This is a genomic window from Streptomyces sp. WZ-12 (assembly GCF_028898845.1).
In the GTDB taxonomy this organism is placed as follows: Bacteria; Actinomycetota; Actinomycetes; order Streptomycetales; family Streptomycetaceae; genus Streptomyces.
Window position 1 is genome coordinate 8689687 of the sequence record NZ_CP118574.1, and the last position, 16327, is coordinate 8706013.

Genomic DNA, 16327 nt, shown 5'->3' on the forward strand with positions numbered 1-16327 from the left:
GACCGACCCGCGCCACACAGTGGCCAGAATGACAACTTTCCACGGATTCTCGCCAATGCTCTGTAGAGCGAATATGGGGCCTCCACCGCCGCTCACCACAGGACTGACCCCCTGGCGAGAATCCAACTATCGTGTCGCCATGCACACCGTGGCCATCCTCGTCCTCGACCATGTGGTGCCGTTCGACATGGCGGCGCCCCTGGAGATCTTCGGCCGCACCCGCCTGCCCGACGGGCGCCGCCCCTACCGGACGCGGATCTGCGCCCCCACGCCCCAGGTACGCACCGACGGCTTCACCCTCACCGTCGAATGGGGACTGGACGCACTGGCGGAGGCCGACACCGTCATCGTGCCCGGCTGCTCGGAACAGGCCGGCGCACCGCACCCGGAGGCCCTGCGGGCACTGCGCGCAGCGGCGGCCGCCGGGACCCGCATCGCCTCGGTCTGCGTCGGCGCCTTCGTCCTCGCCGAGGCGGGACTACTGGACGGCCTGCGCGCCACCACCCACTGGATCGCGGCCGCCGAACTCGCCCGCCGCTACCCGCAGATCGAGGTCCAGCCCGACGTCCTCTACGTCGACAACGGCCAGATACTCACCTCGGCCGGCGCCGCCGCCAGCCTGGACCTCTGCCTCCACATGATCCGCCGCGACCTCGGCTCGGCGATCGCCGCGGACGCCGCCCGGCTGTCCGTCATGCCGCTCGAACGCGAGGGCGGCCAGGCGCAGTTCATCGTCCACGAGCACCCACCGGTGCCCCAGGGCTCCGCACTCCAGCCCGTCCTCGACTGGATCGAGGACCACCTTGCCCACGAGATCACCCTCAAGGCCATGGCCGCCCGCTCCGGCGTGAGCGAACGGACCTTCAGCCGCCGCTTCCGCGAACAGACCGGCACCACGCCGCTCCAGTGGCTGCTGCGCGCCCGGGTACGCCGGGCCCAGTACCTCCTGGAGAACACCGACCACCCGGTCGAACGCATCGCCCACCAGGCCGGTTTCGGCTCGCCGACCGCCTTCCGGGACCGGTTCCGTCGCGTGGTCGGCACCACCCCGCAGTCCTACCGCACCGCCTTCCACGGCCGCCCCGGCGCGGACCGGCCCCGGCTGCCCGGCCGACGAACCGAGCTCGCTACCTCGCCGCCCGCATCACGCCCGTGACGGCGGCGACCACACGTACGGCGTCGTGGTCGTCACCGCCCGAAAACCCAGCCGGCGCAGGATCGGCGCACTGTCGTCCGACGCATCGACCTGGAGGTATCTGACGCCACGGGCCACCGCGAGCTCGGCGCGGGCGGCGACCAGCGCCCGGTAGATGCCCCGGCCGCGCCACGCCGGACGCGTCGTACCGCCCCACAGGCCCGCGAACTCGGTCCCCTCCCGCACCACCAGCCACGCGGCGGACACCACCTCGCCCCCGGCCTCGGCCACCAGAACGGCGATCGTGTCCGGCGCCGCCGCCACCCGGCCGATCAGGTCCTCGCCCAACCAACCCCAGTCCTGACCCCAGACCTCCGACTCCATGGCGGCGATGCGGTGCAAGTCGGCATCCGCGGTCACCCGCCGCAGGGTGACCCCGTCCGGCAGGACCGGCGCCGCCGCCATCCGCTCCGCCCGGCCGATGAGCACCGTCTCCCGCTCCTCGGGAACGAAGCCCGCCGCGCACAACCGCTCGGTGAGATCGACGGGACGGTCGTGCCCCCGGGTCTTCCACTCCACCGCCTCCCCGCGCGCGGCGAAGAAGTCCCGCTGACGGGCGATCAACCGGTCCAACTCGGCGCCGCGCACGCCGACATCGCGCGGAGCGCTGACGAAGCCGCGGAACTGGCCGACGGCCCGCAACAGCGGACCGTCCTGCTCGTGGACGACCCCGGCCGGAGGGTTGGGCGGCTCGCCACGCATTTGTTCGTCGTAGGCCAGCAGCAATCCGGCGATGTCCGCCCTGTCTGCCGCACTAGAGTCGATGTCTGGGTCGATGTCTGCCACACAAGAGACGATACGAACGGTGGCAACCGATTTTCGGGGGCGATGCGGGCCCGGGGCCAACGGCCCTTTGCGCTGGCGCAGTTCGGCCGCAGTGGCGGCCGATGGCCGCGGAATCCGGCCGACGGTATACCACCACGACAGGAAGGCACACCATGACTGCTGCCACGCAGATCCCCATGACCATGCAGACGATGACCGTACGGGGCCTGCGCCTCGCCTACGCGGATGCGGGCGGGCCGGGTGAGCCGGTGCTGGCGCTGCACGGGCACTTCGGTCGGGCCCGACAGTTCGCGGGGCTGGCCGCGTCGCTGGCACCGGAGTTCCGGGTGATCGCACTGGAGCAGCGCGCCCACGGCCAGAGCGACCGTGACGACGACCTGACCCCGGACGCCTACACCGCCGACGCCGCCGCGTTCGTCCGGGAGTTGGGACGGGGCCCGCTGCCGGTGCTCGGCCACTCGATGGGCGGCGTCGTGGGCTTCCGGATGGCCGCGCGCCACCCGGAACTCGTCCGGTCGCTGATCGTCGAGGAGGGCGGCGCGCTCAATCGCCGCCCCGAGGTGGCGCATCCGGTCCTCGACGTGCGCGACTGGCCGCGCCGGGCGCCGACGCTGGGCGAACTGCGCCGCCGGGTGGAGGCGCGCGGCATCCCGGACGCCGGCTACTTCCTGGAGAGCGCCGTCGAACTGCCCGACGGCTGGGGGTTCCTCTTCGACTACGAGGACATGGTCCGGTCGCAGGAGTTGCTCATCGGTGACTGGTGGCCCGACTGGCTCGGCTCCACCTGTCCGGCACTGCTGGTGCACGGCCTGGACAGTGGCATCCTGCCGACGTCGATGGCGCGGGACATGGCCGAACGCCGACCGAACACCATCCTGCGGGAGTTCCCCCACTGCGGCCACTGGGTACACGACGACGCCCCCTCCGAATTCGCCTCGGCAGTACGGGAGTTCCTCACCGCGCGGACGGGCACGGCACCGTCAGGCACCGCACGGTGAGCTGCCAGGGAGGTTCCTGCCCCTAGCGTTCCAACAACCCCTGCACGATCCGCCCGTAGAGCCACCGCGCCAACCAGGCCGGCACCGGAAACGAGACACCGGGCAGCGCGCGCAGGCGGATCTCGCCGCTCCAGGCAACGCGGCAGCCCTCGTCCCGGGGGGCCACCTCGATCGTGGACCGGCCGGAGACGAGCCGTCCCCGCTTCTCCACCCGGCACCGGCCCGCCGCCCCGCCGCCGGAACGGCCCGGCGGTTCCCACACCACGACGCGCATCACGTCGTCGAAGGCCAGGGGGCCGAGGCCGGTGCGGGCGACGAAGATAGTGCCCAACCCGACGGGAGGCGGCGTCGTCACGGTGATCGTGGTCAACGGCACGCGCGCCGCGTGGGCTTCCCAGCGCGTCAGCCGCCGCCAGGCGACCTCGGGGGAGAGCGGTGCGCTGCGAGCGATCCGAAATCCTGCCACCGCGCCATGCTATGCAGCAGGATCCGCCCCGCCTCGGTCCGGCGCGCGCCCGCCGGTCGGGGCAGCCCCGGCGTCACACCTCCCCAGAAGGTGACTTCGGGCCTGCGGAGGCCGTCGAGGTCGAGCGCGTGCTTGCTCTCGGGCGGCGAGATCGCGCGCATCTGCTGGACGTGCTCGCCGAGGAAGGCGGCGATCTCGGGGCCGGAGAGGTCGTCCACGGCGATCTTCACTGCGGTGCGCTCCTTCGGTGCGTATGGTGCCTGCGCGCCCCATTGTGGTTGCCGTGGACTGGAGTTGTCGCTGCCTCCCTACGTTCCCTACGTTCCCTACGTTCCCTACGTTCCGTACGTTCCGTGCGGGCCGGAGTCGTGGTTCAGGCCGGCGTGTATCCCCGCGTGTGGACCAGTTCGCGGACGAGGAGCGTGAAGGCGCGCACGGCGGCGCTGCGATAGGCGTCGGAGCGGCGGAGCAGGGCGACCGTGCGGGTGGGGAGCGCGGGGGCGAGGGGGAGGGGTGCCAGGTGCGGATGGTCGTGGGTGATGGCGTCGGGCAGGACGGTGGCCAGTGAGGTGCGCCGGACGATCTCGGTGAGTGCCTGGATGGAGTTGGCCTCCACCGCGATGCGGGGGGTGACGTGGTGCTCGTCGAAGTAGCGGTCGATGTGGATGCGGGTGGCGAAGTCACCGCTGAGCAGGGCGAGTTGGTGGTCCGCCAGGTCGGTCACCGGGAGTGGCTGCGGGCGGTCGGTGTCGGCTTCGGGCGCCGCGGTGACCAGGCTGAGGGTCTCGGTGAACAGATCCGTCGCCTCGATCCCGGGCAGGTGCGGACCCGTGAACGCGATGCCGAGATCGAGGTCGTCGTCCGACAGGGCCGCCTCGATGCGGTCCTGGGGCATCTCCCGGACGGCCAGCGTGACGCCGGGGTGCCGGGCGTGCAGTTCGGCGGTGAGTGGTCCGACGAGATAGGCGGTGAACGTCGGGGTGAGCCCCAGGCGCAGATGGCCGCGGGACAGGTCCTGCACGTCGTTGACCGCCCGTTGAGCAGCAGCCAGGTCGCGCAGCGCGTGTCGGGCGTGCTGCACGTACGCCTCGCCGGCATCGGTCAGGCGCACGGTACGGCCGGTGCGGTCCAGCAACTGCACCCCCACGGTCCGTTCCAACTGCTTGATCTGTTGGGAGAGGGTCGGTTGGGAGATGTGCAGGTCCTCGGCGGCGCGGGTGAAGTTGCCGTGTTCCGCCACGGCGAGCAGATAGCGCAGATGACGCAGTTCCAGGGCCATGCCCGCCACTATAGAAGCAACTATAGATGCGACCTATAGCAGGCATGGCTGATTACTCTTGGACTCTATATGGACAGGCCGTGCAGGGTGGATCTCGCCGGCCAGAACGGACGGGTCGGCACACGTCGAAAGGGACCGCCCGATGCCCGACCTCGCCGAGCGCCTCACGCGATTCCAGCGGGACGTCTACCCCGCCAAGGCAGACCTGTTCCGCCAGTTGGCCAACCACCACCAACCCCACACCCTGTTCATCGGCTGCTCCGACGCCCGCGTCGTCCCGGAGCTGATCACGTCCTGCGAACCGGGCGAACTGTTCGTCATCCGCACCGCGGGCAACCTCGTCCCCGCCTACCGCCGCCGCTCCGGCGACGGCGTGACGGCGAGCATCGAGTACGCCGTCGCCGCGCTCGGCGTCAGCGACATCGTGGTCTGCGGACACTCGGCGTGCGGCGCGATGACCGCCCTGGCGGAGGGTCACGACCTCTCCGACGCGCCGGCCCTCGCCCACTGGCTGCACCACGCGGACGCCTCCCGGGCCCGCGCCGAGGCCGCCGGCGCACCCGTGGACGTGGCCTCCATGGTCCGGCAGAACGTGCGGGCACAACTCGCCAACCTCGCCACCCACCCCTCGGTCGCCCACGCGCTCACAGAGAACACGGTCCGCCTCCACGGTTGGGTCTACGACATCGCCGCGGGCACCGTCGACCCCGTCACCACCCCCTGACCGGCCGGCCAGCGCCCCCCCGCACTGTCCGCCCCCACCCCAACCACCGCACCCCGAAAGGGAACCCGTCCCATGACGAACCCCACCCCGCACGCCCAGCTCCACCCCGACGCGCGCCAGGCGCTCGCCATCACCGCGGTCGAGACCAAGACCCGCAAGGACCTGACCTGGCAGCAGATCGCCGACGCCGCCGAGCTGTCGGTCGCCTTCGTCACCGCCGCCGTGCTCGGCCAGCACGCCCTGCCGGAGCGGTCCGCGCGTGCCGTCGCCGACCTGCTGGGCCTCGACGAGGACGCGGCGATGCTGCTGCAGACCATCCCCACCCGCGGCTCGATTCCCGGCGGCATCCCCACCGACCCGACCATCTACCGCTTCTACGAGATGCTCCAGGTCTACGGCACCACCCTCAAGGCCCTGGTCCACGAGCAGTTCGGCGACGGCATCATCTCCGCGATCAACTTCACGCTCGACGTGAAGAAGGTCGCCGACCCCGAGGGCGGCGAGCGCGCGGTGATCACCCTGGACGGCAAGTACCTGCCGACCAAGCCCTTCTGATCCCGGCCCCAGGCACCCCACCGCCCTCACGCCGAAGGGACTCCCATGGACTTCGTCCAACGCACCATCGACCTCGCCCGTCAGAACGTCGCCGAGGGCGGCCGACCGTTCGCGACCGTCATCGTCAAGGACGGCGAGGTCCTTGCCGAGAGTCCCAACAAGGTCGCCCAGACAGGCGACCCCACCGCGCACGCGGAGATCCTCGCCATCCGCGAGGCGTGCACCAAGCTGGGCACCGAGCACCTGACCGGCGCCACCCTCTACGTCCTCGCCCACCCCTGCCCGATGTGTCTGGGCGCGCTCTACTACTGCTCGCCGGCTGAGGTCGTCTTCCTCACCACCCGCGACGCCTACGAGCCGCACTACGTCGACGACCGCAGGTACTTCGAACTCGCCACCTTCTACGACGAGTTCGCCAAGGACTGGGAGCAGCGCCGCCTCCCGATGCGCTACGAACCGCGCGACGCGGCGGTGGACGTCTACCGCTTCTGGCAGCAGAACAACGGCGGCGACCGGCACCAGCACCACTGATCGCCCGATCGACGTCAGGGCCCCGTGGGTCGGCGTTCCGCTGCCGGCCCATGGGGCCTGGCCGCGCCTCCGCTGCGCGTCGCATCGCTACGCGTCGAAATCGGTGGAGCGGGTGAGCTCCTGCCAAGCCTCGAACTCCGGCCGGGAGTCGTCCAGTTGCGCGGAGATCGCATCGGCGGCATCGCTCAACGCCGTCGCGCGGCGCGCCGCCGCCACGACGATGTCACCGGCGGCGACCGCGGCCTCGACGATCGCCCGGCCGAAGCCACTGCTCGCCCCCGTGGCCAGCCGCACCTTGCGCATCTCGCTGCGCTCCCTTGCTCGCCTCGGTGCTTGCCGGCCATAGCTTGCCGACAAGTCGCCGCACCGTTCCAAGAGTTGCGGTGAGAGCCGATGGTGATGGCGTGGCGAGGTACTGCGCCTCGCCGTTGCCGAGCGACCAGTCCGCCGACGCGTTCTCCGTCACGGTGACGAACACATTGCGCGGCTCGGTCCCCGCGTATGCCTCGGCCAGCTCGGCGATCCGGCGGTAGAGGGCCTGCTTCTGCTCGGACGTGCGTCCCGCGCGCATCGTGATCGCGACATACACGATGCCGTCGTCGCGCTGCACGCCCAGGTAAGTGCCGTGACGCAGCGTGCTGTTGACCCCGTCATGGCCGACCAGGATCTGGAAGTGGTCGTCGGTCGGGATGCCGATCGCCTCGATCAGGGCCTCGTGCACGGCGCGACCGAGCGCGTTGAGCCGCTCGGGGTCGGCCCGCAGCGCGTCAATGCGGACGAAGGGCATGGTGGTCTCCCGTGTCTCCTGCGGTGTCCGCCCGGTGTCCGTCACCGGCGGGGTGCAAGCTCTGTACATACTAGTAGGTACAGGATTGGGTTGCTGCGGGCTCCGGGCCCGGCCGGCATCCGCCGCTCACGGAATCAGGCGCTGCTCCTTGGCCGCCGCCACCGCGCCCGCCCGCGTCTCGACGCCCAACTTCGCGTAGATGCGGACCAGATGGGTCTTGACGGTCGCCTCGCTGATGAACAGGGCCCGGGCGATCTCCCGGTTGCCCAGGCCACGGGCGAGCTGGCCGAGGATGTCCAACTGCCGCTCGGTGAGCGCGGCACGGGGCTTGCGGACGCGCTCCAGCACGCGGTCGGCCGCGGGCGCGGACAGCACCGCCCGGCCCTCCGCGGCGGCGCTGATCGCGGCGAAGAGCTGCTCGGGGCGCTCGGCCTTGAGGAGATAGCCGGTCGCGCCGACCTGGATGGCCCGGGTGACGTCGGCGTCGGTGTCGTAGGTGGTGAGCACGAGGACGCGGGTGCCGGGTACCTCGGTGACGAGGCGGCGGGTGGCCTCGATCCCGTCGATGCCGGTGCCCAGGCTGAGGTCCATCAGCACCACGTCGGGCCGCTGCTGGGCGGCGACGGCCAGCGCCTCCTCGCCGGTGGCCGCCTCGCCGACGACCTCGATGCCCGGCTCGGCGGAGAGCAGGGCGCGCAGGCCGGCGCGGACCACGGCGTGGTCGTCGCAGAGCAGCAGGCGAACGCGTCGTTCCGGCGCGCCCGCGCGGGAGTTCGGGGTGGTGGGTGGCATGCGGTCACTCCTGGTCTTCCGGGGCGGGGACTGGGCCGGCGGCACGGAGGGGGACGGCGGCGGAGACGACCGTGCCCTCTCCGGGGCGGGACTCGACGGTCAACGTGCCGTCGAGTTGCCGCAACCGGGCCTCCATGGCGCGCAGTCCGTGGCCCCGGTGCGGCGCCGACCGCCGCGCGTCCTGGTCGGGCGGGAAGCCGCGGCCGTTGTCGGCGATGTCGAGGACCACGTCCTCGTCCAGGTAGCTGAGGGTCAACACGGCGTCGCTGGCGTGCGCGTGCTCCCGCACGTTGGCGACGGCGCCCTGGGCCACCCGCAGCAGCCCCGCCTCGACGGCCGGCGGCAACGGGACGGGCTCGCCGTCGATCCGGAAGCGCACGACCGGCCCGCCGGCCGGCGATCCCGCCGCGGACCCGGCGGCCGACTCCCGCCGGGCCAGGGCCTGCAGCGCCTCGGGCAGCCCGCCGCTCGCGAGGTCCACGGGCGCCAGGTCATGGACGAACCGGCGCGCCTCGACGAGGTTGCGCTCGGCGATGTCCGACGCGGTGGACATATGGCGGTGGGCCGCCTCCGCATCCGCGTCCCAGAGTCGTTCGGCGGCCTGGAGCAGCATCAACTGGCTCGACAGCGCCTGGGCGAGGGTGTCGTGGATCTCCCTCGACAGCCGCTCCCGTTCCGCCAGCACGCCGGCCTGCCGCTGACTGGACGCCAACACGCGACGGGTCTGGACCAGGTCCTCGATGAGCGAACGCTGCCGGGCCGACTGCCGCTGCATGTGCACGAACACCGTCGCGGCCAACCCGGCGACCACCGGCGGCACCACGATCAGCAGCGGATCGGGGCCGTTGATGCGCAACTGCGCGACCACCACCAGCACGGTCAGCACGGTGATCAACGCGAGCGCGGCCCGGGTCGGCAGCAGTTGGAGCGCGGTGTAGACGATCGCCACCGCGCTCCAGGCGAAGCTGGGTGCCTGGAGCACCAGGACCACCCACCCCAACACGAACGCGCCGAGCCAGGCACGCCGCCACGGCACCGGGATCTCCCCGTCCACCGCCGGCCGGGCCACGTAGGCCACCGCGAGCAGCGAGGTCAGTCCGATCACCCACCAGGTGTTGGAGGCGCCGGGGTGGTGGGTGAGGAAGCGCGCCATGGCGGCGATCAGCAGCAGGACGAACGAGGCCGAGATCACCGCTTCCATCCAGCGGCCGGTCGAGCCGGCGGCGGCCCCCGCCGGCGCTCCGTCGTCCGCGGCTCCGGCACCTTCCCGGCTCACGTGCTTCACGTTCATCCCTGATTCGTAGCCCGGATTCCGGCCCGCACCCGTCATCCGATCGGTTGACACCGACGTCATCCATCATGCTCCGCGACCCCATCCGCTCCGCCGACCGCTCCCGTGCCGGGGCCGCCAAGGATGGAAACACCGCAACGACTGCGGGCCGCGGGCCGCCCGGTCCCGGGTCGACGAAGAGGAGCACTCCCATGCAGATGCCGTCCAAGCGCGTCCGGATCGTCACCGGCGCGGCCGCGCTGGCCGCCGTCGGGCTGACCGCCGTCGGCGCCGTCGCCGTCGCGGCCCCGGAGAAGAGCGGCAGGCCCGCCGCCGCGACCGCGGGGGAGGCGCCGGCCCAGAGCGTCGTCGCCACCGACCACCTGACCATCGCCGCGGCGACCAAGGCGGCGCAGGCCGCGCTCGCCGCCGCCGAGAAGGCCGACCAGCACGTGTCGGTGTCGGTGGTGGACCGCAACGGCAACGCCCTCGTCACGCTGCGCGGCGACGGCGCCGGCCCCCAGTCGTACAAGGCGTCGGAGGCCAAGGCGTTCACCGCGGTGTCCTGGAACGCGCCCACCTCGGCGCTGGCCAAGCGCCTGGAGACGGCGCCCACCCTGAAGGACATTCCCGGCACCCTGTTCCTCGCCGGCGGCGCCCCCGTGCAGGCCAAGGGCGCCCCGATAGCGGGCGTCGGCGTCGCGGGCGCCCCCAGCGGCGACCAGGACGAGCAGTTCGCCCAGGCGGGCATCGCCGCACTCAACGGCTGACCGTCCCGACCGGGCGTCAGGTGCCTGGCCCGCTCGGGCCAGGCACCTGACGTCAACGGAGCGTCGCCATCAGGCAGTTGCCGGACCGGACGACCCGTCAGACGGGCGGGTGGCGTAGTCGAGGGCGGTCTCGCTCAACGTCCCCTCCACGAGGTCGAGGAGTTCCAGGACCGCCTCGGCGATCGCGTCCGGACCCTCGCCGGCCACGATGCGCCGGCCGACCTCGGCGTAGACCAGGGAGTGGAACCAGCCGATCTGACTGGCGACCACGCGGGGCGTCTGGTCGTCCGCGGCGGCGCCGGTCTCCTCGGTGAGGACGACGCCGAGCGCGTCGGTCATCTGCCGGCCGAGGTCCTCCAGGCGGGCGGTGAGGGTGGGCGCGGCCCGCATCATCTCGAAGACCCGCCCGAAGCCCGCGGTCAGGCCCACCGCGCGGTCGCGGCGCCGCAGTTCGTCGCGGAGGTGGGCGAGGACGGCCCGGGCGGCGGACTCGCCGGCCCGGCGGGCGCGGACGATGTCGGCGAGCCGCTGCGGGGACGCCTGGTCCGGCGGCAGGACCAAGTCCTCCTTGGACTCGTAGTAGTTGTAGAGGGTGTTGACCGAGACCTCCGCGGCCGCGGCGACCTCCGCGATGGTCACGCGGTCGAAGCCCCGCTCCACGAAGAGGCCGATGGCCACCTCCGCGATGCGTTGCCGTGTCTGCCGCTTCTTGCGCTCCCGCAGCCCTTCAGTCATGCCCCAACCCTAACCCCGACACCGAACCGCACTGCATCTTTGCACCCCATTGCGCTTTCGCCGGCCGCCCCGAGCACCGTCGGGCATGGCGTGCGGCGGACGCCGTCGGACGGGCGATGCGCCAACTCCTGGTCACAGTACGGGAGATGAGCAACCGCGAGCGACCGGCACGGGGTGGAGCCACCCACGCAACAGGGCAGCCCAAACATCTAGAGAACAGATTGCACGTAACGAAAACATCTGTTGGACAGTTTCACCGACGCGCTCAAGGATGTCTCCTGCGGTAGCACGGTCACTGCGACACCGGGGTGGACTACCGCCTGAGTGGAGGCGCACATGCCGAGTGAAGAGACCGAAGTTGTCGTCGTCGGGGCGGGGCAGGCGGGCGTGGCGATGAGCGAGCACCTGGGCGCCCACGGCATCCCGCACCTCGTCCTGGAGCGGCACCGGATCGCCGAGCGGTGGCGCTCCGAGCGGTGGGACTCCCTGGTCGCGAACGGACCCGCGTGGCACGACCGGTTCCCGGGCCTCACGTTCTCCGACCTCGCCCCCGACGCCTTCGCGTCGAAGGAGCAGGTCGCGGAGTACTTCGTCGCCTACGCCGAGAAGCTAAGTGCCCCGATCCGGTGCGGTGTTGAGGTGACCTCGGTGCACAAGCGCGCCGATCGGCCCGGCTTCCGGGTCCAGACGTCGGAGGGCTCCCTTGACGCGCGTTTCGTCGTGGCCGCGACCGGACCGTTCCAGCGGCCCGTGATCCCGCCGATCGTTCCTGACGGCGCCGTCCCCGTGCAGATCCACTCCAGCGGGTACCGCAATCCGGAGCAACTGCCCGAGGGCACGGTCCTCGTGGTGGGGGCCGGCTCCTCGGGGGTCCAGATCGCCGAGGAGCTGCGCCGGTCCGGCCGCCGCGTCGTGCTCTCCGTCGGTCCGCACGACCGGCCGCCCCGCACGTACCGCGGACGGGACTTCTGCTGGTGGATGGGCGTGCTCGGGATCTGGGACGCGCAGACGCCTCCCCAGGGAGCGGAGCACGTCACCATCGCGGTCAGCGGGGCCCGGGGCGGCCACACCGTCGACTTCCGCGCCCTGGCCGACGCCGGCGTCGAACTCGTCGGCCTCACCGCGTCCTTCGACGACGGCGTGCTCCGCTTCGCCCCGGACCTCGCCGCGAACCTCGCGCTCGGCGACGCCAAGTACCTGGAATTCCTCCGGACCGCCGACGCGTACGTCGAGCGCAACGGGCTCGACTTCCCCGAGGAGCCGGCGGCCCACGTCCTGGGGCCCGACCCGGACTGCGTGACCAGCCCCCTCCTGGAGCTCGACCTGGCCGGGGCCGGCGTCACCTCCATCGTCTGGGCAACGGGCTTCGCCACCGACTACGGCTGGCTCGACGTCGACGCGTTCGACGAGGACGGCCGGCCGAACCAGCGACGAGGAGTCTCCTCCGAACCCGGCGTCTACTTCCTGGGCCTGCCCTGGCTGTCCCGCCGCGGGTCCAGCTTCATCTGGGGCGTATGGCACGACGCCAGGTACGTCGCCGACCACATCGCGACCCAACGGGGATACCTCGCCTACGACCCCACCGACCGGCCCGACGCCGCGACCGTGCCCCCAAAGCACTGAGGAGCAGACGATGACCTCCACGACCCCAACCGGCGGGGGCCGCCGGGCCAACGCCCCGATCGTCGCCGGTGGGCACACCCGGATCCGCCCGTTCAACACCCGCGACACCTACCCCGAGCAGAACCTCGACAACGACCTCTGCCAGGCCGTCGTCGCCGGCAACACGGTGTACGTGCGGGGCCAGATCGGCCAGGACCTCGACACCAGCGAGTCGGTGGGCATCGGCGACGCCGAGGCCCAGGCCGAGCGGGCCATGGCCAACATCAAGATGCTGCTCGAAGAAGCCGGCAGTCGGATGGAGCACCTGGTGAAGGTGACCATCTACCTGATCGACCCGCGCTACCGCGAGGCGGTGTACCGCACCGTGGGCCGCTGGACCAAGGGCGTACACCCCATCTCGACCGGGCTGGTCGTCTCCGCCCTGGCCCGCCCGGAGTGGCTGTGCGAGATCGACGCCATCGCCGTGATCCCCGAGGAGCAACTGGCATGACCTTCTCCCTTGTTGCGCGCGACGGTGCGCGCTTCGGCGTCGTGGCCAGCTCGTCGAGTCCGGCCGTGTTCGCCCGGGTCGCCCACCTGCGGCCCAGGGTCGGCGCGGCGGCCTCGCAGAACATCACCGACCCCACGCTCGGCACGAGCCTCCTGGCGGGGCTGGCCGACCACGGCGACGCGGCCCGCGCCCTGGCCGGCGTCACGGGCGCGCCCCGGAACGCGAAGACCATCGACTACCGGCAGTTGACCGTCCTCGGCCGCTCCGGCGCCGGGTTCGCCCACAGCGGCGCACGGACGCTCGGCACGTACGGCTCGGCCACCGCGGACGGCGCGGTGGCGGCCGGCAACATGCTGTCCGGCGAGCACATCCCCGGTGTCCTCCTCGATGCCTACGCCGAGGCCACGGGGGAGCTCGAAGAGCGTCTGCTCGCTGCGCTGAAGGCCGCCGTCGCGGCCGGCGGTGAGGAGGGGCCGGTGTACTCCGCGGGCCTGGCGGTCGTCGCGGACGTGGACTGGCGGGTGACCGACCTGCGGGTCGACTGGGCCGACGATCCCGTGGACCGGCTCGGCGAACTCCTCGACGTCTGGCTGCCGCAGCGGGACGACTACGTACGGCGCGGCCTCGACCCCGCCACCTCCCCTTCGTACGGCGTCCCGGGCGACCGGTGAAGGGCGCGCTGAAGGAGGCGGCCCGGCGGGCGGTCGACCGCCGGGCGGAGGAGTTGATCGGTCTCTCCGAGCGGTTGCACGCCGATCCGGAGACCGCGTGGGAGGAACACCGGGCCGCGGCCGCCGTCCCGGAACTGCTCGACCGCGCCGGATTCGACGTCGCCTCCGCCTACTTGGGCCTGGAGACGGCGTTCCACGCCCGGATCGGCAGCGGGCCGGTCCGGATCGCGCTGTGCGCCGAGTACGACGCACTGCCCGGCCTCGGCCACGCGTGCGGGCACAACCTCATCGCGGCGACCTCGGTGGGGGCGGCGCTCGGCCTGGCCGCCGTCGCCGATGACGTCGGCCTCACCGTCGAGGTCTACGGCACCCCGGCGGAGGAAGGCGGCGGCGGGAAGATCGAGATGCTCGACCGCGGCGCCTTCGCCGGGGTGGACCTCGCGATGATGGTGCACCCGGCGCCGGTCGACGTCGCCGAGGCCCGGCCGTTCGCGGTCAGCCACTCCCGGATCTCCTACACCGGGAAGTCCGCGCACGCCGCGGCCTATCCCGAGGCCGGGGTCAACGCCGCCGACGCCTTCACCGTGGCCCAGGTCGCGATCGGCCTGCTCCGCCAGCAACTGCCGGCCTCGGCGCGGGTGCACGGTGTGGTCACCCAGGCCGGGGACGCCCCGAACGCCATCCCCGAGCGGTCCAGCGGACGATGGTACGTGCGGGCGGAGACGCTCGCCGAACTGGCCGAGCTGGAGCCGCGCATCACGCGGGCCTTCGAGGCCGGTGCGCTCGCGACGGGCTGCGAGCTGGAGATCGAACCGGAGAGCAAGCCGTACGCGGAGTTCCGCACGGACCCAACCGCCCTCGGCCACTACCGCGCGAACACCCTCGCCCTGGGTAGGGAGTTCGCGCCGCCCGGCCAGGCCGCGCGGATGAACCGCGCCTCCACCGACATGGGCAACGTCTCGCAGGTGGTGCCGGCCATCCACCCCTACATCGGCATCGGGTCCCTGCCCGCCACCAACCACCAGCACGAGTTCGCCGCGTACTGCGTGGGCGGGACGGCGCAACGCGCCCTGCTCGACGGGGCGATCGCGCTGGCCTGGACCGGTGTGGACCGCACCGCATCGGCCGGGGGAGCGGCGGGGTGACGGGGGCGGCCGCCGCCCGCACCGGCCCGCCCTCGCGCTGAGAACCGCCGCCGGCACCCGCACGGCTCAGGCCCCTTCCCCCGTCCTCACAAGGAGGCGCGCATGCGCACCCATAACAGCGGCACCGCAGGGACCGAAGTCGCCGTGCCGACCGACGTGGTCGACCTGCGCAGGAGCGTCATCGCGGGAGCCGTCGGCGTGTTCGTCCACTGGTTTGACTGGGCCGCCTACGCCTATCTCGCCGGCACCGTCGCGACCGTGTTCTTCCCGGCCGAGGACAGCACGAGCGGACTGCTCGCCGTGTTCGGGGTGTTCGCCGTGTCCTTCGGCATCCGACCCATCGGCGCCCTGGTGTTCGGGCCGCTCGGCGACCGGATCGGCCGCAAGCGCACCCTGTCGCTGGTCATCTTCCTGATGTCCGGCGCCACCCTGGGGATCGGTCTGCTGCCCGGCTACACCTCGATCGGCATCGCAGCCCCCGCACTCCTGGTGGTCCTGCGCCTCGTCCAAGGCTTCGCCGCGGGCGGCGAGTTCGGCAGCGCGGCGAGCTTCCTCGCCGAGAGCGCACCCCGGCGCCGCCGCGGATTCGGCGTCAGTTGGCTGGAGGTCGGCTCCCTCCTGGGCTTCCTCGCCGGCTCGTTCGTCTTCCTGCTGCTGTCGACGGAGCTCGACGCCCACCAGTTGACCTCCTGGGGCTGGCGCATCCCCTTCCTCGTCTCCGCGCCGCTGGGCGTCGTCGGCTTCGTCATCCGCAACAAGATCGAGGACACCCCGGAGTACCGCACGCTCGAAGTCAACGGCTCCGTTCCGCGCAGCCCCGCGCGGGAGCTTCTGCGCCGTCACAGGCGGCAGTTGCTCCAGGCGGCGGGTCTGATGGCGGCCATGCACGTGCCCTTCTACGCGGTGCTGACCTACCTCGTCACCTACGAGACCGACCACCTGGGGCGCTCGGCCGGCAACGCCGCCCTGCTGTCCACGGCGATCTCGCTGCTCGGCCTCGTGCTCGTGCCGCTGTTCGGGCTGCTGTCCGACCGGGTGGGGCGCAAGCCGGTGTTCGTCGGGGCCACGGCCACCCTGCTGGTCGTCGCCACCCCGGCCTTTCTGCTGATGCGGACCGGTCCCGTCGGGACGTGGAGCGCCGGTCTGCTGCTCGGTGTGATCCTGGCGGCGATCCTCGGCACGTACGCGGTGTGGTCGGCGGAGGTCTTCCCCACCCGCACGCGCCAGAGCGGCCTGTCCGTCGCCTACAACCTCACCGCCGCCCTGTTCGCCGGGACCGTGCCGTACCTGATGACCGTGCTCATCTCCGCGACCGGCAGCACCCTGGTACCCGGCCCGTACCTGATGGTGTTCGCCGCCGGCGGTCTCGTCGCCGCCCTGTCCCTGCGGGAGACGGTCGGCTCCTCCCTGCTGCACCCCGAGGACGTGTCCGAAGCGGAGTCCCTTCAGGCCCGTTGACCGGCGCCACATCCGGGCCTGCCCGATGGGCCACGGCCGGGGCCGCATTAGG

At 72.2% G+C, this 16327-nt stretch carries 17 protein-coding genes and 3 pseudogenes; 11 read left to right on the forward strand and 9 right to left on the reverse strand.

Annotated elements, in window-relative coordinates:
* Window positions 1-139 precede the first annotated feature (139 nt).
* Complete coding sequence (locus tag PV796_RS38070) at window positions 140-1156, forward strand: GlxA family transcriptional regulator (RefSeq protein WP_274918349.1); 1017 nt, start codon at window positions 140-142, stop codon at window positions 1154-1156.
* Here PV796_RS38070 and PV796_RS38075 read toward each other — a convergent pair.
* On the reverse strand, window positions 1145-1897 hold the full coding sequence (locus PV796_RS38075; RefSeq protein WP_274919376.1) for a GNAT family N-acetyltransferase: 753 nt from the start codon (window positions 1895-1897) through the stop codon (window positions 1145-1147). The two genes, PV796_RS38070 and PV796_RS38075, sit on opposite strands and share 12 nt — an antisense overlap.
* Window positions 1898-2133: 236 nt before the next feature.
* Between PV796_RS38075 and PV796_RS38080 the strand changes: the two genes are divergently transcribed.
* Window positions 2134-2979 (forward strand): alpha/beta fold hydrolase, encoded by an 846-nt coding sequence (locus PV796_RS38080; RefSeq protein WP_274918351.1) that lies wholly within the window; start codon window positions 2134-2136, stop codon window positions 2977-2979.
* Between the two features lie 22 nt (window positions 2980-3001).
* Here the strand turns inward: PV796_RS38080 and PV796_RS38085 are convergent, their stop codons facing one another.
* The 3 genes and pseudogenes from PV796_RS38085 to cynR all read right to left on the reverse strand — a co-directional run bounded on the left by PV796_RS38085 (window position 3002) and on the right by cynR (window position 4724).
* Window positions 3002-3445, reverse strand: coding sequence for an SRPBCC family protein (locus PV796_RS38085; RefSeq protein ID WP_274918352.1), 444 nt, complete (start codon window positions 3443-3445; stop codon window positions 3002-3004).
* Window positions 3446-3528: 83 nt separating this feature from the next.
* Window positions 3529-3675 (reverse strand): annotated as a pseudogene (locus PV796_RS38090) (GNAT family N-acetyltransferase); the annotation flags it as partial.
* Window positions 3676-3818: 143 nt separating this feature from the next.
* Window positions 3819-4724, reverse strand: a complete 906-nt coding sequence (cynR, locus tag PV796_RS38095) for a transcriptional regulator CynR (RefSeq protein WP_274918354.1) — start codon at window positions 4722-4724, stop codon at window positions 3819-3821.
* Window positions 4725-4866: 142 nt separating this feature from the next.
* Between cynR and PV796_RS38100 the strand changes: the two genes are divergently transcribed.
* From PV796_RS38100 to PV796_RS38110, 3 genes are all read left to right on the forward strand, one after another.
* Complete coding sequence (locus PV796_RS38100) at window positions 4867-5448, forward strand: carbonic anhydrase (protein ID WP_274918356.1); 582 nt, start codon at window positions 4867-4869, stop codon at window positions 5446-5448.
* Between the two features lie 72 nt (window positions 5449-5520).
* Entirely contained in the window at window positions 5521-6003 is a 483-nt protein-coding gene (cynS, locus tag PV796_RS38105) for a cyanase (protein WP_274918357.1), read from the forward strand.
* 45 nt (window positions 6004-6048) lie between these two features.
* Window positions 6049-6534, forward strand: a complete 486-nt coding sequence (locus PV796_RS38110) for a nucleoside deaminase (protein ID WP_274918358.1) — start codon at window positions 6049-6051, stop codon at window positions 6532-6534.
* Window positions 6535-6681: 147 nt separating this feature from the next.
* On the opposite strand, the pseudogene PV796_RS38115 reads toward PV796_RS38110, so the two are convergent.
* The 4 genes and pseudogenes from PV796_RS38115 to PV796_RS38130 form a co-directional block, all read right to left on the reverse strand.
* Window positions 6682-6837 (reverse strand): annotated as a pseudogene (locus PV796_RS38115) (short-chain dehydrogenase/reductase); the annotation flags it as partial.
* A gap of 97 nt (window positions 6838-6934) precedes the next feature.
* Window positions 6935-7321: pseudogene (locus tag PV796_RS38120) on the reverse strand (tautomerase family protein); the annotation flags it as partial.
* A gap of 126 nt (window positions 7322-7447) precedes the next feature.
* The gene (locus PV796_RS38125) at window positions 7448-8113 is read right to left on the reverse strand and encodes a response regulator (RefSeq protein WP_274918359.1); all 666 of its coding nucleotides are present in this window, start codon (window positions 8111-8113) and stop codon (window positions 7448-7450) included.
* Between the two features lie 4 nt (window positions 8114-8117).
* Window positions 8118-9404 carry a sensor histidine kinase gene (locus PV796_RS38130; protein ID WP_274918360.1) on the reverse strand — a complete coding sequence of 429 codons (1287 nt, stop codon included), beginning with the start codon at window positions 9402-9404 and terminating at the stop codon, window positions 8118-8120.
* A gap of 191 nt (window positions 9405-9595) precedes the next feature.
* On the opposite strand from PV796_RS38130, the gene PV796_RS38135 reads away from it, so the two are divergent.
* A complete protein-coding gene (locus PV796_RS38135) occupies window positions 9596-10153 on the forward strand; it encodes a GlcG/HbpS family heme-binding protein (RefSeq protein ID WP_274918362.1) in 558 nt (185 codons plus the stop codon).
* Between the two features lie 69 nt (window positions 10154-10222).
* Here the strand turns inward: PV796_RS38135 and PV796_RS38140 are convergent, their stop codons facing one another.
* Window positions 10223-10888, reverse strand: a complete 666-nt coding sequence (locus PV796_RS38140; protein WP_274918363.1) for a TetR/AcrR family transcriptional regulator — start codon at window positions 10886-10888, stop codon at window positions 10223-10225.
* A gap of 336 nt (window positions 10889-11224) precedes the next feature.
* Between PV796_RS38140 and PV796_RS38145 the strand changes: the two genes are divergently transcribed.
* The 5 genes from PV796_RS38145 to PV796_RS38165 all read left to right on the forward strand — a co-directional run bounded on the left by PV796_RS38145 (window position 11225) and on the right by PV796_RS38165 (window position 16275).
* Complete coding sequence (locus PV796_RS38145) at window positions 11225-12511, forward strand: flavin-containing monooxygenase (protein ID WP_274918365.1); 1287 nt, start codon at window positions 11225-11227, stop codon at window positions 12509-12511.
* A gap of 10 nt (window positions 12512-12521) precedes the next feature.
* Window positions 12522-13001 carry a RidA family protein gene (locus PV796_RS38150; RefSeq protein WP_274918366.1) on the forward strand — a complete coding sequence of 160 codons (480 nt, stop codon included), beginning with the start codon at window positions 12522-12524 and terminating at the stop codon, window positions 12999-13001.
* A complete protein-coding gene (locus PV796_RS38155) occupies window positions 12998-13672 on the forward strand; it encodes a DUF1028 domain-containing protein (protein WP_274918368.1) in 675 nt (224 codons plus the stop codon). The genes PV796_RS38150 and PV796_RS38155 overlap by 4 nt, the downstream gene beginning before the upstream one ends.
* On the forward strand, window positions 13669-14817 hold the full coding sequence (locus tag PV796_RS38160) for a M20 family metallopeptidase (protein WP_274918370.1): 1149 nt from the start codon (window positions 13669-13671) through the stop codon (window positions 14815-14817). Before PV796_RS38155 ends, PV796_RS38160 begins: the two co-directional genes overlap by 4 nt.
* 102 nt (window positions 14818-14919) lie before the next feature.
* Window positions 14920-16275 carry an MFS transporter gene (locus tag PV796_RS38165; RefSeq protein ID WP_274918371.1) on the forward strand — a complete coding sequence of 452 codons (1356 nt, stop codon included), beginning with the start codon at window positions 14920-14922 and terminating at the stop codon, window positions 16273-16275.
* Window positions 16276-16327: the final 52 nt, after the last annotated feature.

What these genes read in the sequence shown, in the direction of transcription:
- PV796_RS38070 (WP_274918349.1), top strand. Translation starts at nt 140, where the DNA reads ATGCACACCGTGGCCATCCTCGTCCTCGACCATGTGGTGCCGTTCGAC.
- PV796_RS38075 (WP_274919376.1), bottom strand. Translation starts at nt 1,897, where the DNA reads ATGCGTGGCGAGCCGCCCAACCCTCCGGCCGGGGTCGTCCACGAGCAG.
- PV796_RS38080 (WP_274918351.1), top strand. Translation starts at nt 2,134, where the DNA reads ATGACTGCTGCCACGCAGATCCCCATGACCATGCAGACGATGACCGTA.
- cynR (WP_274918354.1), bottom strand. Translation starts at nt 4,724, where the DNA reads ATGGCCCTGGAACTGCGTCATCTGCGCTATCTGCTCGCCGTGGCGGAA.
- PV796_RS38100 (WP_274918356.1), top strand. Translation starts at nt 4,867, where the DNA reads ATGCCCGACCTCGCCGAGCGCCTCACGCGATTCCAGCGGGACGTCTAC.
- cynS (WP_274918357.1), top strand. Translation starts at nt 5,521, where the DNA reads ATGACGAACCCCACCCCGCACGCCCAGCTCCACCCCGACGCGCGCCAG.
- PV796_RS38110 (WP_274918358.1), top strand. Translation starts at nt 6,049, where the DNA reads ATGGACTTCGTCCAACGCACCATCGACCTCGCCCGTCAGAACGTCGCC.
- PV796_RS38125 (WP_274918359.1), bottom strand. Translation starts at nt 8,113, where the DNA reads ATGCCACCCACCACCCCGAACTCCCGCGCGGGCGCGCCGGAACGACGC.
- PV796_RS38130 (WP_274918360.1), bottom strand. Translation starts at nt 9,404, where the DNA reads ATGAACGTGAAGCACGTGAGCCGGGAAGGTGCCGGAGCCGCGGACGAC.
- PV796_RS38135 (WP_274918362.1), top strand. Translation starts at nt 9,596, where the DNA reads ATGCAGATGCCGTCCAAGCGCGTCCGGATCGTCACCGGCGCGGCCGCG.
- PV796_RS38140 (WP_274918363.1), bottom strand. Translation starts at nt 10,888, where the DNA reads ATGACTGAAGGGCTGCGGGAGCGCAAGAAGCGGCAGACACGGCAACGC.
- PV796_RS38145 (WP_274918365.1), top strand. Translation starts at nt 11,225, where the DNA reads ATGCCGAGTGAAGAGACCGAAGTTGTCGTCGTCGGGGCGGGGCAGGCG.
- PV796_RS38150 (WP_274918366.1), top strand. Translation starts at nt 12,522, where the DNA reads ATGACCTCCACGACCCCAACCGGCGGGGGCCGCCGGGCCAACGCCCCG.
- PV796_RS38155 (WP_274918368.1), top strand. Translation starts at nt 12,998, where the DNA reads ATGACCTTCTCCCTTGTTGCGCGCGACGGTGCGCGCTTCGGCGTCGTG.
- PV796_RS38165 (WP_274918371.1), top strand. Translation starts at nt 14,920, where the DNA reads ATGCGCACCCATAACAGCGGCACCGCAGGGACCGAAGTCGCCGTGCCG.